Origin of the sequence: Streptomyces sp. NPDC001851, assembly GCF_040297165.1 — a bacterium.
Lineage (GTDB): Bacteria > Actinomycetota > Actinomycetes > Streptomycetales > Streptomycetaceae > Streptomyces.
Genome location: NZ_JBEOYR010000017.1, coordinates 176,338 through 197,354, shown reverse-complemented (window position 1 = coordinate 197,354; position 21,017 = coordinate 176,338). Strand labels below are relative to the sequence as shown.

21 protein-coding genes are annotated in these 21,017 nt (G+C 70.4%); 7 read left to right on the top strand and 14 right to left on the bottom strand.

From position 1 onward, the window contains the following. Nucleotides 1-45: 45 nt before the first annotated feature. From ABT171_RS25505 to ABT171_RS25495, 3 genes are all read right to left on the bottom strand, one after another. The gene (locus ABT171_RS25505) at nt 46-291 is read right to left on the bottom strand and encodes a chaplin (RefSeq protein WP_351247558.1); all 246 of its coding nucleotides are present in this window, start codon (nt 289-291) and stop codon (nt 46-48) included. 171 nt (nt 292-462) lie between these two features. Continuing rightward, on the bottom strand, nt 463-1,104 hold the full coding sequence (locus ABT171_RS25500) for a response regulator (protein ID WP_351247556.1): 642 nt from the start codon (nt 1,102-1,104) through the stop codon (nt 463-465). Then, nucleotides 1,097-2,266 (bottom strand): GAF domain-containing sensor histidine kinase, encoded by a 1,170-nt coding sequence (locus tag ABT171_RS25495; protein ID WP_351247554.1) that lies wholly within the window; start codon nt 2,264-2,266, stop codon nt 1,097-1,099. Before ABT171_RS25495 ends, ABT171_RS25500 begins: the two co-directional genes overlap by 8 nt. A gap of 238 nt (nt 2,267-2,504) precedes the next feature. Here ABT171_RS25495 and ABT171_RS25490 point away from each other — a divergent pair, with 238 nt between their 5' ends. The 3 genes from ABT171_RS25490 to ABT171_RS25480 all read left to right on the top strand — a co-directional run bounded on the left by ABT171_RS25490 (nt 2,505) and on the right by ABT171_RS25480 (nt 5,363). Continuing rightward, nucleotides 2,505-3,203, top strand: a complete 699-nt coding sequence (locus ABT171_RS25490) for an SDR family NAD(P)-dependent oxidoreductase (protein WP_351247552.1) — start codon at nt 2,505-2,507, stop codon at nt 3,201-3,203. 8 nt (nt 3,204-3,211) lie between these two features. Beyond that, nucleotides 3,212-4,318: an S-adenosylmethionine:tRNA ribosyltransferase-isomerase gene (locus ABT171_RS25485; RefSeq protein WP_351247588.1), complete on the top strand. Its 1,107-nt coding sequence runs from the start codon at nt 3,212-3,214 to the stop codon at nt 4,316-4,318. Between the two features lie 298 nt (nt 4,319-4,616). After that, nucleotides 4,617-5,363, top strand: a complete 747-nt coding sequence (locus ABT171_RS25480; protein WP_351247550.1) for a transglycosylase SLT domain-containing protein — start codon at nt 4,617-4,619, stop codon at nt 5,361-5,363. Nucleotides 5,364-5,437: 74 nt separating this feature from the next. Here the strand turns inward: ABT171_RS25480 and ABT171_RS25475 are convergent, their stop codons facing one another. Continuing rightward, nucleotides 5,438-8,029, bottom strand: a complete 2,592-nt coding sequence (locus ABT171_RS25475; protein ID WP_351247548.1) for an ABC transporter ATP-binding protein/permease — start codon at nt 8,027-8,029, stop codon at nt 5,438-5,440. Nucleotides 8,030-8,494: 465 nt separating this feature from the next. Here ABT171_RS25475 and ABT171_RS25470 point away from each other — a divergent pair, with 465 nt between their 5' ends. Then, on the top strand, nt 8,495-8,731 hold the full coding sequence (locus tag ABT171_RS25470) for a hypothetical protein (protein ID WP_351247546.1): 237 nt from the start codon (nt 8,495-8,497) through the stop codon (nt 8,729-8,731). Between the two features lie 193 nt (nt 8,732-8,924). Beyond that, on the top strand, nt 8,925-10,148 hold the full coding sequence (serB, locus tag ABT171_RS25465; protein WP_351247544.1) for a phosphoserine phosphatase SerB: 1,224 nt from the start codon (nt 8,925-8,927) through the stop codon (nt 10,146-10,148). Nucleotides 10,149-10,220: 72 nt separating this feature from the next. On the opposite strand, the gene ABT171_RS25460 is transcribed toward serB, so the two are convergent. The 4 genes from ABT171_RS25460 to ABT171_RS25445 all read right to left on the bottom strand — a co-directional run bounded on the left by ABT171_RS25460 (nt 10,221) and on the right by ABT171_RS25445 (nt 13,168). Next, complete coding sequence (locus ABT171_RS25460) at nt 10,221-10,739, bottom strand: SixA phosphatase family protein (protein ID WP_351247542.1); 519 nt, start codon at nt 10,737-10,739, stop codon at nt 10,221-10,223. Nucleotides 10,740-10,817: 78 nt separating this feature from the next. Then, nucleotides 10,818-11,024 (bottom strand): hypothetical protein, encoded by a 207-nt coding sequence (locus ABT171_RS25455; protein WP_351247540.1) that lies wholly within the window; start codon nt 11,022-11,024, stop codon nt 10,818-10,820. A 268-nt stretch (nt 11,025-11,292) separates the two neighbouring features. Then, entirely contained in the window at nt 11,293-11,412 is a 120-nt protein-coding gene (locus ABT171_RS25450; RefSeq protein WP_330340862.1) for an SGM_5486 family transporter-associated protein, read from the bottom strand. Nucleotides 11,413-11,833: 421 nt separating this feature from the next. Then, complete coding sequence (locus tag ABT171_RS25445) at nt 11,834-13,168, bottom strand: CynX/NimT family MFS transporter (protein ID WP_351247538.1); 1,335 nt, start codon at nt 13,166-13,168, stop codon at nt 11,834-11,836. Between the two features lie 70 nt (nt 13,169-13,238). Between ABT171_RS25445 and ABT171_RS25440 the strand changes: the two genes are divergently transcribed. Beyond that, nucleotides 13,239-13,931: a FadR/GntR family transcriptional regulator gene (locus ABT171_RS25440; RefSeq protein ID WP_351247536.1), complete on the top strand. Its 693-nt coding sequence runs from the start codon at nt 13,239-13,241 to the stop codon at nt 13,929-13,931. Here the strand turns inward: ABT171_RS25440 and ABT171_RS25435 are convergent. The 3 genes from ABT171_RS25435 to fabG all read right to left on the bottom strand — a co-directional run bounded on the left by ABT171_RS25435 (nt 13,909) and on the right by fabG (nt 15,891). Then, complete coding sequence (locus tag ABT171_RS25435) at nt 13,909-14,259, bottom strand: hypothetical protein (RefSeq protein WP_351247534.1); 351 nt, start codon at nt 14,257-14,259, stop codon at nt 13,909-13,911. The two genes, ABT171_RS25440 and ABT171_RS25435, sit on opposite strands and share 23 nt — an antisense overlap. Before the next feature lie 154 nt (nt 14,260-14,413). Next, nucleotides 14,414-15,181 carry an enoyl-ACP reductase FabI gene (gene fabI, locus ABT171_RS25430; RefSeq protein WP_351247532.1) on the bottom strand — a complete coding sequence of 256 codons (768 nt, stop codon included), beginning with the start codon at nt 15,179-15,181 and terminating at the stop codon, nt 14,414-14,416. A 5-nt stretch (nt 15,182-15,186) separates the two neighbouring features. Next, on the bottom strand, nt 15,187-15,891 hold the full coding sequence (fabG, locus tag ABT171_RS25425; RefSeq protein ID WP_351247530.1) for a 3-oxoacyl-[acyl-carrier-protein] reductase: 705 nt from the start codon (nt 15,889-15,891) through the stop codon (nt 15,187-15,189). 248 nt (nt 15,892-16,139) lie between these two features. Between fabG and ABT171_RS25420 the strand changes: the two genes are divergently transcribed. After that, nucleotides 16,140-17,666, top strand: coding sequence for a TldD/PmbA family protein (locus tag ABT171_RS25420; protein ID WP_351247528.1), 1,527 nt, complete (start codon nt 16,140-16,142; stop codon nt 17,664-17,666). A 60-nt stretch (nt 17,667-17,726) separates the two neighbouring features. Here ABT171_RS25420 and ABT171_RS25415 read toward each other — a convergent pair whose 3' ends face one another. Genes ABT171_RS25415 through ABT171_RS25405 form a run of 3 tightly spaced genes read right to left on the bottom strand, consistent with a single transcriptional unit; the run spans nt 17,727 to nt 20,661 of the window. Beyond that, nucleotides 17,727-18,974: a tyrosine-type recombinase/integrase gene (locus ABT171_RS25415; RefSeq protein WP_351247526.1), complete on the bottom strand. Its 1,248-nt coding sequence runs from the start codon at nt 18,972-18,974 to the stop codon at nt 17,727-17,729. Between the two features lie 47 nt (nt 18,975-19,021). After that, entirely contained in the window at nt 19,022-19,183 is a 162-nt protein-coding gene (locus ABT171_RS25410) for an excisionase family DNA-binding protein (RefSeq protein WP_351247524.1), read from the bottom strand. A 20-nt stretch (nt 19,184-19,203) separates the two neighbouring features. After that, nucleotides 19,204-20,661, bottom strand: coding sequence for a replication initiator (locus ABT171_RS25405; protein WP_351247522.1), 1,458 nt, complete (start codon nt 20,659-20,661; stop codon nt 19,204-19,206). Nucleotides 20,662-21,017 lie beyond the last annotated feature (356 nt).

Below are 21,017 nucleotides of genomic sequence, written 5' to 3'. Positions count from 1 at the left end.
CTCCCGGTGCACACGGGAGGCCTGTGGTCGTTGTGGGCCGGGAGCTCAGTGGTTGAGACCGGTGTTGCCGAAGGCCGGGTTCAGCACACCGATCACGCTCGCGCTGTTGCCCACCACGTTCACGGGGATGTGCACCGGGGCCTGGACGACGTTGCCCGAGATGACCCCCGGGGAGCCCTGGGCGTCGCCGCAGGCGTGGGCACCCTCCGTGGCGGAGGCCATCCCCGCGCCCGCGGCCACCAGGCCACCGGCCACCATCGTCACGGCCGCGGCCTTCTTCAGGTTCTTCACTTTCCAACCCCTCCTAGACGTTCACCACGGCGGTTCGCCGCAGCACGCACTGGAGAACGGCGGAGACCACCGGAGGGTGCGCCATCCGAGTGACATTCCCACGACGGTATGAATCTCAGTCCATACCCTGACCCCTCGCGTTGCCCTCGGTGATGCCTTGGTGAGGGCGTTTCAGCCGGTCAGGCCATGGCGAACGGCCCACAGGGCGGCCTGGGTGCGGTCGGCGAGGTCCAGTTTCATGAGGATGTTGGAGACGTGCGTCTTGACGGTCTTCTCGGACAGCACCAGGGCGCGGGCGATCTCGCGGTTGGAGCGGCCGTCGGCTATCAGGCCGAGCACCTCACGCTCCCGCTCGGTGAGTGAACTCCCCCTCCCCTGACCGGAGTTGCTCATCTCCTGGGAGAGCAGGGCGCCGGCGACCTCCGGCTGGAGGAGGATGTGGCCGGCGTGCACGGAACGGATGGCGCCGGCGAGGGCGTCGGGGTCCACGTCCTTGTAGACGTATCCGGCGGCGCCCGCGCGCAGCGCCGGTACGACCGTGCGCTGCTCGGTGAAGCTGGTGACGACCAGCACGCGCGCGGGGTTGTCGAGCTCGCGGAGCTTGCGCAGGGCCTCGATGCCGTCCGTGCCGGGCATCTTGACGTCCATCAGGACGACGTCCGGGCGCAGTTCCTCGGCGCGGGCGACGCCCTCGGCGCCGTCGGCGGCCTCGCCGACGACCTCGATGTCGTCCTGCACCTCCAGGAAGGTGCGCAGGCCCCGGCGGACGACCTGGTGGTCGTCGACGAGCAGCACCTTGATTGCGTCAGCCACCGGGGACCTCCATCTCGATCGTGGTGCCCTTGCCGGGCACCGACTCCACGGTCAGCACGCCGCCGACCCCGCTCGCCCGGTCCCGCATGGAGACCAGGCCCAGGTGGCGTCCGGCGCGGCGGACCGCCTTGGGGTCGAAGCCGTTGCCGTCGTCGGTGACGCGCAGCACGGCGCCGCAGCCGCGCCGCTGGACGCTCACGTCGACCTGTTCGGCGCCGGAGTGGCGCAGAGCGTTGTGCAGGGCCTCCTGGGCGACCCTGAGCAGGGCTTCCTCCTGGGCGGCGGGCAGGGCGCGGAAGCCGTTGCTGGTGAAGGTCACGCGCGCGGTGTGGGCGCGGTCGAGGACCTGGATCTGGGTGCGCAGGGTGGCGATGAGGCCGTCCTCGTCCAGGGCGGCGGGGCGCAACTCGACCACCGCGGCACGCAGTTCGTCGGCGGCCTCGGCGGCGAGCACGGCGACCTGGTGCAGCTCGCCCTTGGCGCGGGCGGGGTCGCGGTCGACGAGGGCCGCGGCGGCCTGCGCGGTCAGGCGCAGCGAGAAGAGCTTCTGGCTGACCGCGTCGTGCAGTTCGTGGGCGAGGCGGGAGCGTTCCTCGGCGATGGTCAGCTCGCGGCTGCGCTCGTACAGGCGGGCGTTGGTGAGGGCGATGGCGGCGTGCTGGGCGAGGATGGAGAGCAGTTCCTGGTCCTCTTCGGTGAAGCCGCAGCCGCCGTCCGCCTCCGGGCACGGGCTGTGTCCGCCCGCGGGGCGCAGCTTGTTCGCCAGGAAGAGCGCGCCGATGACCTCGTCTCCGTCGCGGATGGGCAGGCCGAGGAAGTCGACCAGGTCCGGATGCGCCGACGGCCAGCCCTCGAAGCGGGGGTCCTTGCGCACGTCGGCGAGACGCTCGGCCTTCGCCTCGTGCAGCATCGCGGCGAGGATGCCGTGCTGGCGGGGCAGCGGGCCGATGGCCTTCCACTGGGCGTCGCTGACGCCGTCGACGACGAACTGGGCGAAGCCGCCGTGGTCGTCGGGGACGCCCAGGGCGGCGTACTGCGCGTCGAGCAGCTCGCGGGCGGAGGCGACGATCGTCTTGAGGACGTCGCGCACCTCCAGGTGCCTGCTCATGGCCAGCAGCGCGGAACTGACCGCGGCGAGGCCGGACCGGGGACCTTGGCTCATGTCCTCACGGTACCGGCGGGGTGTGACAGCGCGGATCGGACCTGTGACGGCCGGGCCTGGTCCGCTGGACCTAGGGCTGCGGGCCTGGATCCCGGGGCCCCGGCCGTGCGGTGTACGCCGAAGGGCCCCTCGGGTCTGCGGCCCGCGTCCGAGGCGGCCGGGGCGGTGCCGTTCCTACGGTGTCGGCACCGGCCCGGCGCGGGCGGTCGACGGCGACGACGGCGAGGGGATGGCAATCATGGCGGTGGCGATCATCACGGGGGCCTCGAAGGGGCTGGGGCGGGCGCTGGCCGGGGCGCTGGCCGCGCGGGGCTGGGATCTGGTGCTGGACGCCCGCGGCGCCGAGGCGCTCAAGGAAGCCGCGGAGAGCGCCGCCGCGCACGGCACGCGGGTGGAGACGCTGCCCGGGGATGTGACGGACGCGGGGCACCGGGCGGAGCTGGTGGCGGCGGCCCGTGCGCTCGGCGGTGTCGATCTGGTGGTGAACAACGCGGGGGTCCTGGGCACGAACCCCCTGGTGCCGCTCGGTGCCCAGCCGCTGGACGGCTTCCGGGCCGCACTGGAGGCGAATGCGGTGGCTCCGCTGGGACTGCTGCAGGAGGCGCTGCCGCTGCTGCGCGAGGCACCGGCGGGTGCGGTGATCAATGTGAGCTCCGACGCGGCGGTGGAGGCCTACCGCACATGGGGTGCGTACGGGGCGACGAAGGCGGCGCTGGACCAGCTCTCGGCGGTGCTGGCGGTGGAGGAGCCGGGGCTGCGGGTGTGGTGGGTCGATCCGGGCGGCATGCGGACGGACATGCTGGCCGCCGCCGAGCCCGGTGCGGATCTGTCGGGGACGCCGACGCCGGAGGAGATCGCTCCCGCCTTCCTGCGGCTGCTGGACCGCCGCCTGGCGAGCGGCCGGTACACGGCGGCGGCACTGCTGCAGGCGTGGTGACCGTCGCCATGGGGTGCCCCCGGGGCGGTCCGGTTCGAGCGTGGCGGGGGGTTCCGCCGGAGCTGTCCGCGCGGGTGCCCGCCGAGCAGCGCGGTCCCGGGCTGGACAGGGACGCCGTACGGCTGCTGGTGTCGCGGGGTACGGAGGTGACGCATCACGCGTTCGCCGAGTTGCCGCTGCTCCTGCGGGCCGGGGACCTGCTGGTGGTGAACACCTCTCCCACGCTCGCCGCGGCGGTGGACGGGCGGATCGGGCACGCGCGCGTGGTGGTGCACTTCTCCACGCGCGGGGATGACGGCCGATGGGCGGTCGAGGTGCGGGAGCCGGACGGGCAGGGCACTACCCGCGCGCGTGCGGGCACGCACGCGGGTACGGAGGTGGTGCTGCCGGGGGCGGGGCGGCTGGTACTGGAGGAGCCGCTGAGTCCGCGGGGGGAGCGGCTGTGGTGGGCCCGGCCGGGCGGTGACGTCCTTGAGGTGCTGCGCACCCGCGGGCGGCCCATTCGCTACTCGTATACGGAACGGGACCAGCCGCTGCCGGCGTACCAGACGGTGTTCGCGCTGCCGTCGCCGGACGGGGCGGGCAGTGCGGAGATGCCGAGTGCGGCGCGGCCCTTCACCGCGCGCCTGGTGGCCGAGCTGGTGAGCCGGGGTGTGCTGTTCGCGCCGGTCACGCTGCACACGGGGGTGGCGTCGGCGGAGGCGCACGAGCCGCCGTACCCGGAGCGGTTCACGGTGCCGGGGGCGTCGGCGCGGCTGGTCAACGCCGTGCGGGCGGGCGAGGGGAGGGTGATCGCGGTGGGTACGACGGCCGTGCGGGCCGTGGAGTCGGCGGCCGGGCCGGACGGGGCGGTACGGGCGGCCGGGGGATGGACGGACCTGGTCGTGACGCCGGAGCGCGGGGTGCGGGTGGTGGACGGGCTGCTGACCGGGCTGCACGAGCCGGAGGCCTCGCATCTGCTGATGCTGGAGGCGGTCGCGGGCAGGACGGCCCTCGCCCGTGCTTACCAGGAGGCGCTACGGGGGCTCTACCTGTGGCACGAGTTCGGCGACGTCCATCTCATCCTCCCGGCGGAGAGCCCTCACGCAGCGCGTTGCGGCGGCAACTCCTGGTGAGACCGTTACGTCCCCGATGTGAGCCCGCGCATAGGGCCCACATCACGTACGAACGGGCATAGGAGATAAAACCCCCAGGGTGAACGGGAAAGACCGTCCAATCTGTCCGGTTTTGCCCCTCCCTGATCCACTATCGAGGATCGTACGTCACACCTTTGCCTGGGCATTTTGCGCCCGCTAAGAATTGCTCCCGTCGCTCAGCGCCGCGGCTACCAGCCCGCGGCGTTCGTGCGGGAGGAGCCGATTCCCCCGGCGGACGCAGGAGCGACCTCCGCGCCAACGAAGAGGTCCATCAGCCATGCCCAAGAACATCCTCAGCCGTGCTCATAGTCGCGCCCTGACCAAGCAGCGCAAGATCGCCGTCGCCGGTGTCGCCGCTCTCGGCACCGCCGCCATCGCGCTCTCGGCCGTCCCCGGCAACGCGGACACCGTCACCACCGGCGCCCCGGCCGCCACCGCCCAGGTCGCCTCCGCCACCACGCTGAAGAACGTCAAGGGCACGGTCACCGACCAGCTCGCCACCGAGACGGTCAAGCTCGACACGTTCGCCGCGCAGAAGAAGGCCGCCGACGAGGCCGCCGCCAAGCAGCGCGCCGAGGCCGCGGCGAAGCAGGCCGCCGCCGACGCCGCCGCGAAGAAGGCCGCGCAGGACCGCGCCGCCGGCGCGGCCGCGAGCCGCTCCGCGCAGCGCGTCCCGATGCAGCCGGTCGCCGCGAAGACCTACGCGAACAACCTCGACGGCTGGATCCGGCAGTCGCTGGACATCATGAAGCAGCACAACATCCCGGGCTCCTACAGCGGCCTGCACCGCAACATCATGCGCGAGTCCTCGGGCAACCCGATGGCCATCAACAACTGGGACATCAACGCCGTCAACGGCATCCCGTCCAAGGGCCTGCTGCAGGTGATCCAGCCCACGTTCAACACCTACCACGTGCCCGGCACGTCGTGGAACATCTACGACCCGGTCGCCAACATCACCGCCGCCGCCAACTACGCGGCCCATCGGTACGGCTCCATGGACAACGTCAACAGCGCGTACTGAGGTCGGCGCGGACCTCTCACAGACGCGAAAGGGCGGCACCCCGTGCGGGGTGCCGCCCTTCGGCGTCTGCGCGGTTACTTCCGCATGACCTCCGGCTCGTGCCGGCGCAGGAAGCGGGCCACGAAGAAGCCGCAGATCACGCCGAGCACGATCAGCAGGATCATGTCCCCGGTCCAGGCCGCCGCCGTGTGGTTCCACAGCGGGTCGTTGTCGCCGGCGGTCTCCGGCGGGCTGATCCGGTTGAAGTCCAGCGTGGCGCCGGCCGCGGCGACCGCCCAGCGGGACGGCATCAGATACGAGAACTCGTTGACACCGACCGTGCCGTGCAGGGCGAACAGGCAGCCGGTGAAGACGACCTGGATGATCGCGAACATGACCAGCAGCGGCATGGTCTTCTCGGCCGTCTTCACCAGCGAGGAGATGATCAGGCCGAACATCATCGCGGCGAAGCCGAGCCCCATGATCGGCAGGGACAGCTCCAGCAGTGTGGCGTGCCCGAGGATGAGGCCCTGGTCCGGGATCTCGCGCCTGCCGAAGCCGATGACGCCGACCAGCAGCCCCTGGAGCCCGGTGATCACGCCGAGCACGAACACCTTCGACATCAGGTACGCCGACCGGGACAGACCGGTCGCGCGCTCCCGCTCGTAGATCACCCGTTCCTTGATCAGCTCGCGGACGGAGTTGGCGGCACCGGCGAAGCAGGCGCCGACGGCGAGGATCAGCAGCACGGTGGTGGCCGTGCCGTTGGGCACGATCTGCCCGGTCCGCGGATTGGCGCCGTTGGGCAGCAGGCCGCGGTCGGGGTGGATCAGGAGGCTGACCGAGCCGATGACGGCCGGCAGCAGCACCATCAGGGCCAGGAAGCCGCGGTCGGAGGCGATGACCGACACATAGCGCCGCACCAGGGTGACGAACTGGGAGAACCAGCCCTGCGGCTTGGGCGGCCTGATCGCCTGCATCGGCGGCATCTGGACCGCCTGCGGGGCGACCGAGTCGACGTCCGCGGCGTACAGCTGGTAGTGCTGCGAGCCCTTCCAGCGGCCCGCCCAGTCGTAGTCGCGGTAGCTCTCGAAGGCGGAGAAGACATCGGCCCAGCTGTCGTAGCCGAAGAAGTTCAGCGCCTCCTCCGGCGGGCCGAAGTAGGCGACCGCCCCGCCCGGCGCCATCACCAGCAGCTTGTCGCACAGGGCCAGCTCGGCCACCGAGTGGGTGACCACGAGGACCGTACGGCCGTCGTCGGCGAGGGCGCGCAGCAGCTGCATGACATCGCGGTCCATGCCCGGGTCGAGACCGGAGGTCGGCTCGTCCAGGAAGATCAGCGAGGGCTTGGTGAGCAGCTCCAGGGCGACGGACACGCGCTTGCGCTGGCCGCCGGAGAGCGAGGTGACCTTCTTGTCCTTGTGGATGTCCAGCTTGAGCTCGCGCAGCACCTCGTCGATGCGGGCGTCCCGCTCCTGCGCGGTGGTGTCGGCGGGGAAGCGCAGCTTGGCCGCGTACTTCAGGGCCTTCTTGACGGTCAGCTCCTTGTGCAGGATGTCGTCCTGCGGGACCAGACCGATGCGCTGGCGCAGCTCGGCGAACTGCTTGTACAGGTTCCGGTTGTCGTACAGCACCTCGCCCTGGTTGGCGGGCCGGTAGCCGGTGAGCGCCTTGAGCAGCGTCGACTTGCCGGAGCCGGACGGACCGATGACCGCGACCAGGGACTTCTCCGGGACGCCGAAGGAGACGTCCCGCAGGATCTGCTTGCCCCCGTCGACCGTGACGGTCAGGTGGCGCGCCGAGAAGGAGACCTCGCCGGTGTCGACGAACTCCTCCAGGCGGTCGCCGACGATCCGGAAGGTGGAGTGGCCGACGCCGACGATGTCGGCGGGGCCCAGCTGCACCGAGCCGCCCTTGGGGATCGGCTGGCCGTTGACGTAGGTGCCGTTGTGCGAGCCGAGGTCACGGATCTCCAGACGGCCGTCGGGCGTGGCGTGGAACTCGGCGTGGTGCCGGGAGACCTGCAGGTCGGATACGACCAGGTCGTTCTCCAGGGCACGGCCGATGCGCATCACGCGGTCGAGCGAGAACTGGTGGAACGTGGTCGGGCTGCGGTCGCCGTGGGCCGGCGGCGCCCCCGCGCCACCGCCGGGTGCCTGCTGCGCGTACGAGTCGGCGGAAGCCGCCTGCTGCTGCGGGAAAGCGGGCGCCTGCTGCTGCCAGCCGGGCTGCGGCGCCTGCGGCTGAGCGGACGCCTGGTGCGGTACGGCCTGCTGGGCCGGTGCCTGCGGCTGTGCGGCGGCCTGCGGCGGGGTCGGCTGGGCCCAGCCCGGCGCGCCGGCGCCCTGTGCGGCGTACGGCGCCGACTGCTGCTGGCCGGCCGCGGCGCCGGACAGGTTCAGCCGCGGTCCGTCGGTCGCGTTGCCGAGGTGCAGTGACACACCCGGCCCGATCTCCGTCTGCTGGATCCGCCGGCCCTGCACGAATGTGCCGTTGGTGCTGCCATGGTCCTCGATGACCCAACTGCTGCCGTTGAAGCTGACCGTGGCGTGCCGCCAGGAGACCCTGGCGTCGTCGAAGACTATGTCACCCTGCGGATCGCGGCCGAGGGTGTAGGGCCTGGACGGGTCCAACGTCCAGGTCCGTCCGTTTGATTCCAGTACGAGTTCCGGCACTCCATGCCCCACTGAGTTGTCCCCCGAGTTACCCCCGTCGCAGGGAGTCTAGGGATGTCGAACATCGTGGGGAACTATTTCAGGCTCGGCCCCGTGACCGAAACTCGGGCCTTGTCACGAGTGCCCGCACGCGCTCCGAGCTCGCCGCGGTGTCCGGGTTGACCGGGTGGAAACCGGGCCGGAAAGTGGTAATCCCGGCAACCGGGGCCGAGTTGCCGTGGCCACCGCCGAACTCCTCGCCCGCGCGGGCCTGGTGGCGGTGTGTCCCCGTGTACCGGAGTCCCCGTGTACCAGCGGGCGCGGGCAGGCGTACTGCCGGTCCTGCCGATCGCCCTGCCCGCCGCCCGGCACGGCCGTCGGCCCCGCCGCGACCAGCCACCACCCGTCATGCGTGGCCCCGCGGGCTATGCCACGCTCCGGGTGGGTATGCGGGGCCGGGAAGGGGGAAGTGATGACGCTGAGCAATGGGAGGCAGTGATGGCGAACTTTCTCGACCGGGCCAAAGAGCAGGCGCAGAGCGCTCTGAACCAGGGCAAGCAGAAGGTGGACGAGCTCCAGCAGCAGCGGGCCGGAAACGAGCTGCTGAAGCAGCTCGGGGCGGCGTACTACGCCGAGCGGCGCGGTTCCGGGTCGGCGGAGGCGACTCAGCAGGCCCTGTCCGCTCTGGAAGCCCACATCTCCGCGCACGGGGACGGCTTCCTGCGCGGAACCTGAGCCGGCGGGCCCCGGACCTGCCCGGCCGGGCATCTCGTGGCACAGTCGAGGTGGAGCCGGGGCTGCCGTGTGCGGGGACAAGGTGTCTCCCGGTGGCAAGATCCCTGACACCGGCGCGTCATCCATTGTTCCGTGTCCGTCAGGCGGACCTCGGCGGCGGACGGCACTGGGTGCCGGATACGGTGGTGACACCATGAGCGCTTCGCAGACCTCCGCTTCGCAGACCCCCGAGGTCCCCACTCTCCTTGTCAAGATCTTCGGCAAGGACAGGCCGGGCATCACGGCCGGCCTCTTCGACACCCTGGCCGCCTACCTCGTCGACGTGGTCGACATCGAGCAGGTCGTCACCCGGGGCCGCCTGGTGCTGTGCGCGCTGGTCACCCAGCCGCCGGCCGGCCTGGAGGGCGACCTGAGGGCCACCGTGCACAGCTGGGCCGAGTCGATGAAGATGCAGGCGGAGATCATCTCGGGGCGCGGCGACAACCGGCCGCGCGGCCTCGGACGTTCCCTGGTGACCGTCCTCGGCCATCCGCTGACCGCGGAGTCGACGGCCGCCATCGCCGCCCGGATCGCGAAGTCCGGCGGCAACATCGACCGTATCTTCCGGCTCGCCAAGTACCCGGTGACGGCTGTGGAGTTCGCCGTCTCCGGGGTGGAGACCGAGCCGCTGCGCACGGCCCTGGCCTCCGACGCGGCGGCACTGGGTGTCGACGTCGCGGTCGTCTCGGCGGGTCTGCACCGGCGCGCCCAGCGTCTGGTGGTCATGGACGTGGACTCCACGCTGATCCAGGACGAGGTCATCGAGCTGTTCGCCGCGCACGCCGGCTGCGAGGACAAGGTCGCCGAGGTGACGGCGGCGGCGATGCGCGGGGAGCTGGACTTCGAGCAGTCGCTGCACGCGCGGGTGGCGCTGCTGGAGGGGCTGGACGCCTCCGTGGTGGAGAAGGTGCGCAACGAGGTCCGGCTGACGCCGGGGGCGCGCACCCTGATCCGCACGCTGAAGCGGCTCGGTTACCAGGTCGGTGTGGTCTCCGGGGGCTTCACGCAGGTCACGGACGATCTGCGGGAACGGTTGGGCCTGGACTTCGCGCAGGCCAACACGCTGGAGATCGTCGACGGCAAGCTCACCGGCCGGGTCACCGGCGAGATCGTGGACCGCGCCGGCAAGGCGCGGCTGCTGCGCCGGTTCGCCGCGGAGGCCGGGGTGCCGCTGTCGCAGACGGTGGCGATCGGCGACGGCGCCAACGACCTGGACATGCTGAACGCGGCCGGTCTGGGCGTCGCCTTCAATGCCAAGCCGGTGGTCCGCGAGGCGGCGCACACGGCGGTGAACTTCCCCTTCCTCGACACGGTGCTCTATCTGCTGGGCGTCACCCGTGAAGAGGTCGAGGCGGCCGACACGCACGACGAGGACTGAGCCGGTCCGTCCGGCCCGGACACGGCAGGGCCCGGCAGCGTGCGGCTGCCGGGCCCGCGCGTCCGCGTGAGGTCACTCGGCGGGCGCCCAGTAGTCCATGAGCGTGGCCACGCCCGGCTCCAGGGTCTTCCAGGGGCCGTCGAAGGACAGCACCGCGAAGGCGGCCGCCGGGAAGCCTCGGCGGTTCATCCGCTCGCGGGCGTCGCCCTCGGCCGCGCCGGACAGGATGTCGGCCAGACCGTGGACACCCGGGTTGTGGCCGATCAGGATCACGTTCCGCACGTCATCCGGAGTCTCGTTGAGCACGGCGATCAGTTCGCCGGGCGAGGCCTCGTAGACCCGCTCCTCGTAGACGGTCCTCGGCCGGTGTGCCAGCTCGTGGACGGCGAGCTTCCAGGTCTCGCGGGTCCGGGTCGCGGTGGAGCACAGGGCCAGGTCGAAGGTGATACCCGTGTCGGCCAGCTTGCGTCCGGCGACCGCGGCGTCCTTGCGGCCCCGCTCGGCGAGCGGGCGCTCATGGTCGGACACCTGTGGCCAGTCGGCTTTCGCATGCCGGAGGAGGACGATCCTGCGAGGTTCTGCGGCGCTCATGGAACCCAGCTTCGCATGAAACACGCCAGGGGGCGCAGGGAGTTGACATGCGGATTCACCGCGCGCGGAGGCTCCGGGTCAGCGCGTGAGGAGCTGCTGGGCGCGCTCGAAGAGGTGCGTGATCGCCGGGTCGCCGCTCGCCGCGTGCGCGTCCGACGGGTTGAGTATCAGGGCGAGGAGCGCGATGAAGGCGAGCGCGGGCAGGGCGAGGGCCCACCAGGGCAGCCGGATGTCGACGCCGCCCGTGGTCGCCGGGTGGGGCCGGGAAGAGGTGCGGGCCGGCATGATCGCCTCCGTGGTCTTCGAGCGGGTCCTGACCGTGTCGTGCGGTCACCTCTCGAAGCTACGGAATCCGGGGCCGTCAACCCATCCGGGCTACCACCCAGTTGACCCTGACCCTTGCCCCCTAGGGGATGGGGGGCTACCCCCACCTTCCGTCGTCGGGCGCGGGCCGGGACGCCGCCCGGCCGCGCCGTCAGGGGGAGGCGAGGGTCTCGCCCGTCAGGGGGAGGCGAGGGTCTCGCCCGTCAGGGGGAGGCGAGGGTCTCGCCCGTCAGGGGGAGGCGAGGGTCGCGATGACGGCGATGACGGCGAAGATGGCGAAGAACGCGCCGAAGACGAGCAGCATCTTCTTCTGGCCGTTCTGCGGGTTCGGGTCGAGCACAGGCTGCATGTGCCCAGTCTCGCACCCTCCGCTCCGCGGGGACCGGCCGGGTCGGGTGCCGCCGCGCACGAACAGCCGAACGGCGGACGCGGCCGGCCCGGCCTGCCGACGGCCGGCAGCACCCGGGCCGCTCGGCCCGCGGGGCGGCTCTGCTGCCCCGCTCCCGCCGACCGACGCGGCCCGGGCGTGCCGCGAGCCCACGGGACCGGGAGGCGCCGATGCACCCGCCGCACGCCCGTGCCCCGACGGGCGGCGTCCGCCCCGTCGCGACGCCCGGCGCGCTCCCGGACTTCTGGCCGGCGCTCCCAGCCCTCGGCCGGGGACGCCCGGAGCACGCACCGGACTCCGCTCCTCGACGGGCGTACGTCGCCTGCCGGGGGCCAGGGGGTTTGGTTTGGGTCAGCCCGGGTCCTGATCCGAACGAAACCCCCTAGCGGACCGCCTCGTCCTCGACCGTGCGGTCGCGGCCCGCCAGGAAGCCCACCACCATCTGCGGCACCATCAGGCCCGCCATGAGGGCGATCGGCAGTCCCCAGCCGCCGCTGTGCTGGTAGAGCACGCCGACCAGCAGCGGGCCGGGAATCGAGATCAGATAGCCGGTGCTCTGCGCGAACGCGGACAGCTGGACCACGCCCTGGCCGCTCCTGGCCCGCATGCCGACCATCGTGAGTGCCAGGGGGAAGGCGCAGTTGGAGATGCCGAGCAGCAGCGCCCAGGCCCAGGCCCCGGCGGCCGGCGCGAAGTACAGGCCGGCGTATCCGGCGAGCCCGCACACGCCCAGGACCAGCGCGATCGGTCCCTGGTGGGGCAGCCGGGTGGCGACCCGCGGGATGACGAAGGCCAGCGGCACACCCATCACCATGGTGACGGCGAGCAGCACGCCCGCGGTGCCGGCCGGGACGCCGGCGTCCCGGAAGATCTGCGCCATCCAGCCCATGGTGATGTAGGCGGCGGTGGCCTGCAGGCCGAAGAAGACGGCGAGTGCCCAGGCGGTGCGGCTGCGGGTGATGCGCAGCGGCGCGTGCCGTTCCGCCGCCGCACGCTCCTGCTCCGGCCCCTGCGGCTGGGCGGGCGCGGTGCCGCGGTCCCGTACGAGCGGCAGCCAGGGCAGGACGGCGGCGCCGGCGACGGCGGCCCACACGGCGAGGCCGGACCGCCAGCTGCCGCCCATGGCGTGCGTGAGGGGGACGGTCACCGCGGCGGCCAGGGAGGTGCCGAGCGCGAGGGCCATCGAGTACAGGCCGGTCATGGAGCCGACCCGGTCGGGGAACCAGCGCTTGACGATGACCGGCATGAGCACGTTGCTGACGGCGATGCCCATCAGGGCGAGCGCGCTGGCGGCCAGGAAGCCGGCCGTGCTGCCGAGATACGGCCGTATCAGCAGGCCCGCGGTGATGGCGGCCATCCCGGCGCACACCACCGCGGCCGGTCCGAAGCGGCGGGCCAGGCGGGGGGCGGTGACACCGAAGACCGCGAAGCACAGCGGGGGCACGGAGGTGAGCAGGCCGGCCACGCTGCCGCTCATGCCGAGCCCGTCGCGGACCTCCTCCAGGAGCGCGCCGAGGCTCGTGATGGCCGGGCGGAGGTTCAGCGCGGACAGCACGATGCCGACCACGACCAGGCGGGTCGCCCACGCGCGCGTGCGGCCCGCTGCGGGGGGCGTTTCGGGGGTGCTCAGGGCGGCGGCCGTACCGCGTTCGGTCGGTGACATCGCCGTACGGGTCTCCACTGTCCGGGTTTCCTCACGTGCCATGAGAGTCATCATAGAATCATGGGATGATTGGTTGTCCACTCCCGGGATGTCCGAGCCCGGGACCGTCCTGCGAAGGTGGGCCATGCCCCTGAGCCACCCGCGTCGTTCGGCGCTGTCCGAGCAGGTCATCGCAGCGCTGCGCCACCAGATCACCTCCGGTGAGTGGCCGGTCGGCTCGCGCATCCCGACGGAGCCGGAACTGGTCGAGCAGCTCGGCGTCGCCCGCAACACGGTCCGCGAGGCCGTCCGCGCGCTCGCCCACAACGGCCTGCTGGACATCCGGCAGGGCTCGGGCACCTATGTGGTGGCGACGAGCGAGCTGGCCGGCGTGATGCACCGCCGGTTCGCCGGTGCCGACCCCCGGCACATCGCGGAGCTGCGCGCCGCGCTGGAGTCGGCGGCGGCGCGGCTGGCCGCCGAGCGGCGCACCGAGAAGGACCTCAAGCAGCTGGACACGCTGTTGGAACGGCGCGAGGTGGCCTGGGAGACGGGCGAGACGGAGGCCTTCGTCACCGCCGACGCCACCTTCCACCTGGCCGTGGTGGCCGCCTCGCACAACGACGCGATGACGGCGATGTACGCCGACCTGGGCGAGGTGCTGCGGGACTGGCTGCGCGCGGACGTGGGGGCGGAGCTGACACCGGAGACGCACATGGAGCACACGCGCCTGGTGGACGCGATCCGCGCCGGGGACGCGGATGCGGCGGCGGCCGAGGCCGCGAGCTATCCGTTCCTGTGCCGCCCGGGCCGGTTCAGCGCTCCCTCTGGTGGCTGATCCAGACCGACCGGACTTCCTTCCAGCACCGGCCGGCGAGCCGTACGGTCATGGCGGGCTCGGCGTCCACCGGAGCGCTGTCGGTGTCGATGTCCCACCAGCGGGCGCACTCGATGTGCAGCCGCACGCGATCGGTGTCGACATAGGGGTTGTGGCAGTAGGCCACCACATGGGAGCCGCGGACGGTCGTCCGGCAGGCGGCCCCGAAGAGGTTCGGCGCGGGCGGCTTCGCGTCGTCCACGCGCGCGTAGGGCATCGCCTCGTACGGCAGGGAGAGCACGAGGGCCACGGCCACGGTCACCGGGGCCAGGCTGCGGGACAGGCGCACAAGGGGACCTCCTCGGCCGGGCTGCGGAGGGACGCGTGAGTGAACGCGTAATCCAGGGTGCGCCGCCCGGACCGGTGGGCGCCCGGCCGGTGGGCCGAACGGGTGACGCCCCGCTCCCCGCGCACTGCGGGAAACGGGGCGTCACCACCGAGGATCAGGCGCCGATGGCGTGCAGACCGCCGTCCACGTGGATGATCTCGCCGGTGGTCTTCGGGAACCAGTCGCTCAGCAGGGCGACGATGCCCTTGCCGGCCGGCTCCGGGTCCTTCAGGTCCCACTCCAGCGGGGAACGGGAGTCCCACACGGAGGCCAGCTCGCTGAAGCCCGGGATGGACTTGGCGGCCATGGAACCGATCGGGCCCGCCGAGATGAGGTTGCAGCGGATGTTCTGCTTGCCCAGGTCGCGCGCCATGTAGCGGTTGACGGCCTCCAGGGCGGCCTTGGCCGGGCCCATCCAGTCGTACTGCGGCCAGGCGTACTGGGCGTCGAAGGTGAGGCCGACGACCGAGCCGCCGTTCTGCATCAGCGGCAGGCAGGCCATGGTGAGCGACTTCAGGGAGTACGCCGAGACGTGCATGGCGGTGGCCACCGACTCGAACGGGGTGTTGAGGAAGTTGCCGCCGAGCGCGTCCTGCGGGGCGAAGCCGATGGAGTGCACGACGCCGTCGAGGCCGCCCAGTTCCTCGCCGACGACGTCGGCCAGCCGCCCGAGGTGCTCGTCGTTGGTGACGTCCAGCTCGATGACCTTGGTGGGCTTCGGCAGCTTCTTGGCGATGCGCTCGGTCAGGGTGGGCCGCGGGTACGCGGTCAGGATGATCTCCGCGCCCTGCTCCTGGGCCTGCTTGGCCGCGTGGAAGGCGATGGAGGACTCCATCAGCACGCCGGTGATCAGGACGCGCTTGCCCTCGAGGATTCCGCTCATGGTGATCAGTGACCCATTCCCAGTCCGCCGTCAACGGGGATGACGGCTCCAGTGATGTACGAGGCGTCGTCGGAAGCGAGGAACCGCACCGTCGCGGCGATCTCCTCGGGCTGCGCGTAACGGCCGAGCGGCACCTGCGACACGATGTTCTGGCGCTGCTCGTCGGTGAGCGCCTTGGTCATGTCGGTGTCGACGAAACCGGGCGCGACGACGTTGAAGGTGAGGTTGCGCGAACCCAGCTCACGGGCGAGGGAGCGCGCGAAGCCGACCAGGGCGGCCTTGGAGGCGGCGTAGTTCGCCTGGCCCGCCGAGCCGAGCAGGCCGACCACGGACGAGATCAGGATGACGCGGCCCTTCTTGGCGCGCAGCATGCCGCGGTTGGCGCGCTTGACGACACGGAAGGTGCCGGTGAGGTTGGTGTCGATGACCGAGGTGAAGTCATCCTCGGACATGCGCATCAGGAGCTGGTCCCTGGTCACGCCGGCGTTGGCGATCAGGACCTCGACCGGACCGTGCTGCTCCTCGATCTCCTTGTAGGCCTGCTCCACCTGCTCCGGGTCGGTGATGTCGCACTTGACGGCCAGGAAGCCGGCCGGCGGCTCACCCGAGCGGTACGTGATCGCGACCTTGTCGCCGGCGTCGGCGAATGCGCGGGCGATGGCGAGGCCGATGCCCCGGTTGCCTCCGGTGACGAGAACCGAGCGGCTCAACGGATCACCCTTTCGATAGCGGTCTGCAGATGTCCGACAACCCGCCCGAACACCTGGATGACAGGCGGCTTCATCGAAAACCTATCGGTCGCACCACGCGCGTGGGCAATCGGGCACCGACAGTGGCGCGGGGATGTCACTGTCGGATCCCTACAGAACGCGCCGGGTCCGGGCCCGAAACATGTGGTCCGCCGGGGCGCGGCCACGACATGATCGGACCGACAGGCCACGACAGCAGGGAGACCTCCGTGCCCCATTCCATCGACGAAGCCTTCACAGCGCTTCCCCTACGCGCCCTCGCCGACGCCGCGCTGGCACGCGCGCGTGCGCTCGGGGCCGAGCACGCGGACTTCCGTCTGGAGCGGGTGCGCAGCGCGTCCTGGCGGCTGCGCGACGCCAAGCCCGCCGGATCGTCGGACACCACCGATCTCGGGTACGCGGTGCGGGTCGTGCACGGCGGTACCTGGGGCTTCGCGTCCGGCGTCGACCTGACCCTCGACGCGGCCGCGAAGGTCGCCTCGCAGGCCGTGGCCATGGCCAAGCTGTCCGCGCAGGTGATCAAGGCGGCCGGGTCCGAGGAGCGCGTCGAGCTGGCCGACGAGCCGGTGCACGCCGACAAGACGTGGATCTCGTCGTACGAGATCGACCCGTTCTCGGTGCCCGACGAGGAGAAGGCGGCGCTGCTCGCGGAGTGGAGCACGCGGCTGCTGGCCGCGAACGGCGTCCATCACGTGGACGCCTCGCTGCTCACCGTGCACGAGAACAAGTTCTATGCCGACACCGCGGGGACCGTGACCACCCAGCAGCGGGTGCGGCTGCATCCGGAGCTGACCGCCGTGTCGGTCGACGAGTCGAGCGGGGAGTTCGACTCCATGCGCACCATCGCGCCGCCCGTGGGGCGCGGCTGGGAGTATCTGACCGGCACCGGCTGGGACTGGGACGCCGAACTGGAGCGGATCCCGGAGCTGCTCGCCGAGAAGATGCGGGCGCCGAGCGTGGAGCCGGGCCTGTACGACCTGGTGGTCGACCCGTCCAACCTGTGGCTGACCATCCACGAGTCCATCGGGCACGCCACGGAGCTGGACCGGGCGCTCGGGTACGAGGCCGCGTACGCCGGCACCTCCTTCGCCACCTTCGACCAGCTGGGCAAGCTGAGGTACGGCTCCGAGCTGATGAACGTCACCGGGGACCGCACCGCCGAGCACGGGCTCGCGACCGTCGGGTACGACGACGAGGGCGTCGCGGCGCAGTCCTGGGACCTGGTGAAGGACGGCACGCTGGTCGGCTACCAGCTGGACCGGCGGATCGCGCGGCTCACCGGGTTCGACCGGTCCAACGGGTGCGCGTACGCCGACTCCCCCGCCCATGTGCCGGTGCAGCGCATGGCCAACGTGTCCCTGCAGCCGGATCCGGCCGGACTGTCCACGGAGGACCTGATCGGGGGCGTCGACCGGGGTATCTACGTGGTCGGCGACCGGTCCTGGTCGATCGACATGCAGCGGTACAACTTCCAATTTACGGGTCAGAGGGCATACATGATCCGGAACGGCCGCCTTGAGGGGCAGGTCAGGGACTTTGCATATCAGGGGGTCACCCCCCAGTTCTGGGGCTCCATGGAAGCAGTCGGAGGCGCCCAGACCTACGTGCTAGGAGGGGCCTTCAACTGCGGAAAAGCCCAGCCGGGGCAGGTCGCTTCCGTGTCTCACGGGTGCCCGTCCGCAATGTTTCGGAGTGTGAATATCTTGAACACTGCGAACGAGTCCGGCCGCTCCTGAGAGGGCGACCGATCCGACTCAAAGTCTGCACCGGGTCGACACGCGATCACAGCGAACCACCTACGCCACGTCGTCCCAGTCCTCGATGTCGTCCTCAGAGGGCGTCAGCGAGGGCGGGACGATGAGCCCCTTGAAGGGCTCCAGCTTGAGCCCCAGGCGGTTGTGCATGGTGCGGGCGCCACGGTCCATGGCCCGGCGGACGAGGTGGCCGTACACCAGTTCCGTGGTCCGAGTGGTGCGGTGCCCGACCCACGCCGCCACCTCGAAGAGCGGGATCTGAGCATGGATGGCCTCCGAGACGAAGAAGTGCCGGAAGCTCTTCGGGGTGTACTGCGGAGTGCCAGCCAGCTTGGCCGCCGCCTTGAACTGGTCCAGGAACCAGTCATACGACGGGTGACGATCATTTAGCCGAGGAGACTCGAAGAACCAGCCCCGATCTCCCCACGTCCCGAAGGCGTCGATGTGATCGTTGAAGATCTCGTTGATTGATTGGGGAACGGGAGTCTTCCGCGCCTGTTCGAAGGCGCGATGCTTCGTGCCCCGCTTCACGCCGCGCCGGTATCCAGAGATTTCCTGGCAGCCGTAGGCCGAGACTTGGTGATCCACGGCAAGGATGCTGCGCTCCCAGTCCATGGACTCATCGGACAGCGCCAGGGACTCTCCCGGACGCGTCCCGCAACCCGCCATGGCCCAGAAGCCAGCACGGATCAGCTTCGGAGCCTCTGCGATGATCCCCAGAACCTCTTCCATGGTCGGGATGTCTTCGTCGGTGACCGGAGTTACTTGCTGACCCGAGCGCCTACGGGGGTTCGCTTTCTTACACGGATTGCGGCCAATGATCTCGGCTGCTACCGCATAGTTGAAGACTGATGAGAGGACGTTCTTACGTCCATTGATTCCGGTTTCCTTGTAGCCGCGCTCCTTCTGGTCCGCCTCCCATTCCAGGATGGTTGTCGGCGTGATACTGCCGATTGGTTTGTTCCCGAAGAATGGCCCGTAGTGGTTGTCGTAGACGCTCTGGTAATTCCTTTTCGAGGACTCTTCCAGAGTTCCCGCCTCAACCCACTCGTGCCAGACCTGCTGGAACGTCCGTTGTCCTGCCTTGGGATTGATATAGGTCCCCAAGTCCTTGTCCCGCTCAACCTTGACCGCGAACGCTTCCGCGTCTTCGAGCTTCTTGAAGGACACCTGTCGCGGCTTGCCTGCCCTACCCCCGGGCTCCCGGTACGTCACCCGGTACGGCTTGTGAGGGCACGTGGGTTTCTTGCGCCGGGGGCAGGTGCAGTCTTCCTTCTTGATGGTCGCCACGCTTGTTAACCCTCCCCATGTTGATTGGTTAGTGACTGATCGTCAGCCTAGCCTTGCCGCAAGCGGCCCTCAACCCAGTTGTGCAGATCGCGAGTTCGGAATCGGACATGCTTGCCGACCTTGAGGAACGGGATGCCCCAGCGCCGGTACGAGTCCATGAGGACCCGCTTCGTCACGCCGAGTTCTGCGGCTGCCTCGTCCGGCGTCATGAGCAGGTTGCTGCCACCCCTCACAGCTCCCACCCCCGCCCCTCGTCCTCTATCGCTTCCCGGGCCAGTTGGCGGCTCATGACGTGGTCTTGTGCGATCCCGGCAGCGACCAGGGCAGCGCCGGCGGTGTAGCCGGAGCCGACGTAGCGCCAGTTCGAGTCCGTGACGACGGCAGGACTGGCGGTCGGCTCCGCATCGCCACGCCGGTACTCGGCCCGTTCCTCACGAAGGACCGTGTACGTGGTGGAGTAGCGGCGGGATTTGGTGAGGATGTGGCCCCGGTAGCCGAGCGTGTGAGCCCAGGAGCGCAGCCGGAGGTGTTCCAGTTCCGGCAGGCCGCCAAGGCGCCAGCACGTAGCCATCAAGGCCCCCACGTGCGATGTGACGACGGCTGCGTGGATGTCGTCCAGGCTGGTGACGCGGTAGTCCAGTCCGGCACCGGTTTCGGCCGTTCCCTTGGAGACGTACTTGGCCACGTAGGCAGCGACCGCGTCATCGGTGGGTCCCTCGTCGTCGGCGAAGGACCAGATGGGCCGTACGGCCAACTGTGTGCCGAAAGCGAGGAGTTCGGTCCCGTAGGCGTCCGATCCCGGGACGCGCACGTTCGCCGATTGCGCAGCCGTGTGTACGGCGTCGGTGAGCAGTTCGGCCGTGGCCCAGTCGGGGGAAGGGTCGCCGGGGCCTGCCGGACCATCGAGGCGTACCACCCCGTGGAAGTGGATGGCTGCGCGCTTTTGGTACTCGGCGACCTTGGCGAAGGACACCACCAGGTGGTCACGGAGCTTGGAGCGCGGGATCCCTGCGGCGGAGGCGAGGTGACGCCGTACGGCGGTGGTGAACCGGTCCCACAGGCGCCCGGCGTGCGCGTGCCACAGCACATGGGCCACGTGGTCGTAGCAGTCCGGGCACAGCGGACGGCCCAGCGCCGTGTCATTCTCGGCGTGCACCAGGCCGCAGCCGACCGGACGCCCGTGTTCGCACTCTCCGCCGTCCCGGCGCCGTCGGCATCGCTCACCATCGAGGAAGCGATGGACTGACCCGAATGAGGGCGCCGTCAGCGTGACGAACAAACGGGGCTGATTACGCACCGCACCGGGCACATTCTTGCCACCGGACAGGCCCGCGCGGATCAGCTGATAGGTGTCGCCCGCATGCAGGTAGGAGCACGGCTCACAGACCGACGCGCGGCGGTTACGGCAGCGCACGGCCAGCTGCTCACCCGGCTCCCCGGCAGTCGAGTAGGAAGAGATCAGCTCACCCGTCATCGCATCGCGGGTGACCGTGGAGCCGGACAGATAGATCGGATGGGCACAACCCCCAATGTCCCTGATCTGCTCCAGCCAGCGCGGAAACAGGGGGTCGTTGGCCAGACGGATGATGTCCCGATCGGCATCGGAGAGCATCCGCAGACGCTTTTCGCGCTCCAGCTCAGCGGAGCGGCTATTTGAAGTGGTCACCTCGTGTGAGGTGTTGAACACAGGGCACCTCCAAAACGGACGGACAGGGAGGAGCGCGAGCAGAGACGCAGGCGTGAGTCATGTCTGAAATCTCCTTGGCTTTGACTTGGCTTGAATTGATGCAGTGTCTGAAATGAGAGCGGGTGTCGAGGCAGCGTGAGAGAGAACGAAGACAGAGAAGGCAGAAGAAGGCTGAAGGCGTGATATCTGCTGAAGAAATTCTGTGTCTATGTCTGTGTCTGAGATTCGCTGAAAGAAGGCTCGTCGCTCGAACACCCATGATCCCAGAGGTACCCCGGGAACGCCAACGAATTACCGCCGCAGGCAGAGCACTTGAGGCGCGGCCGGAGAGAACCCCATGGGGACCGTACCGGGTT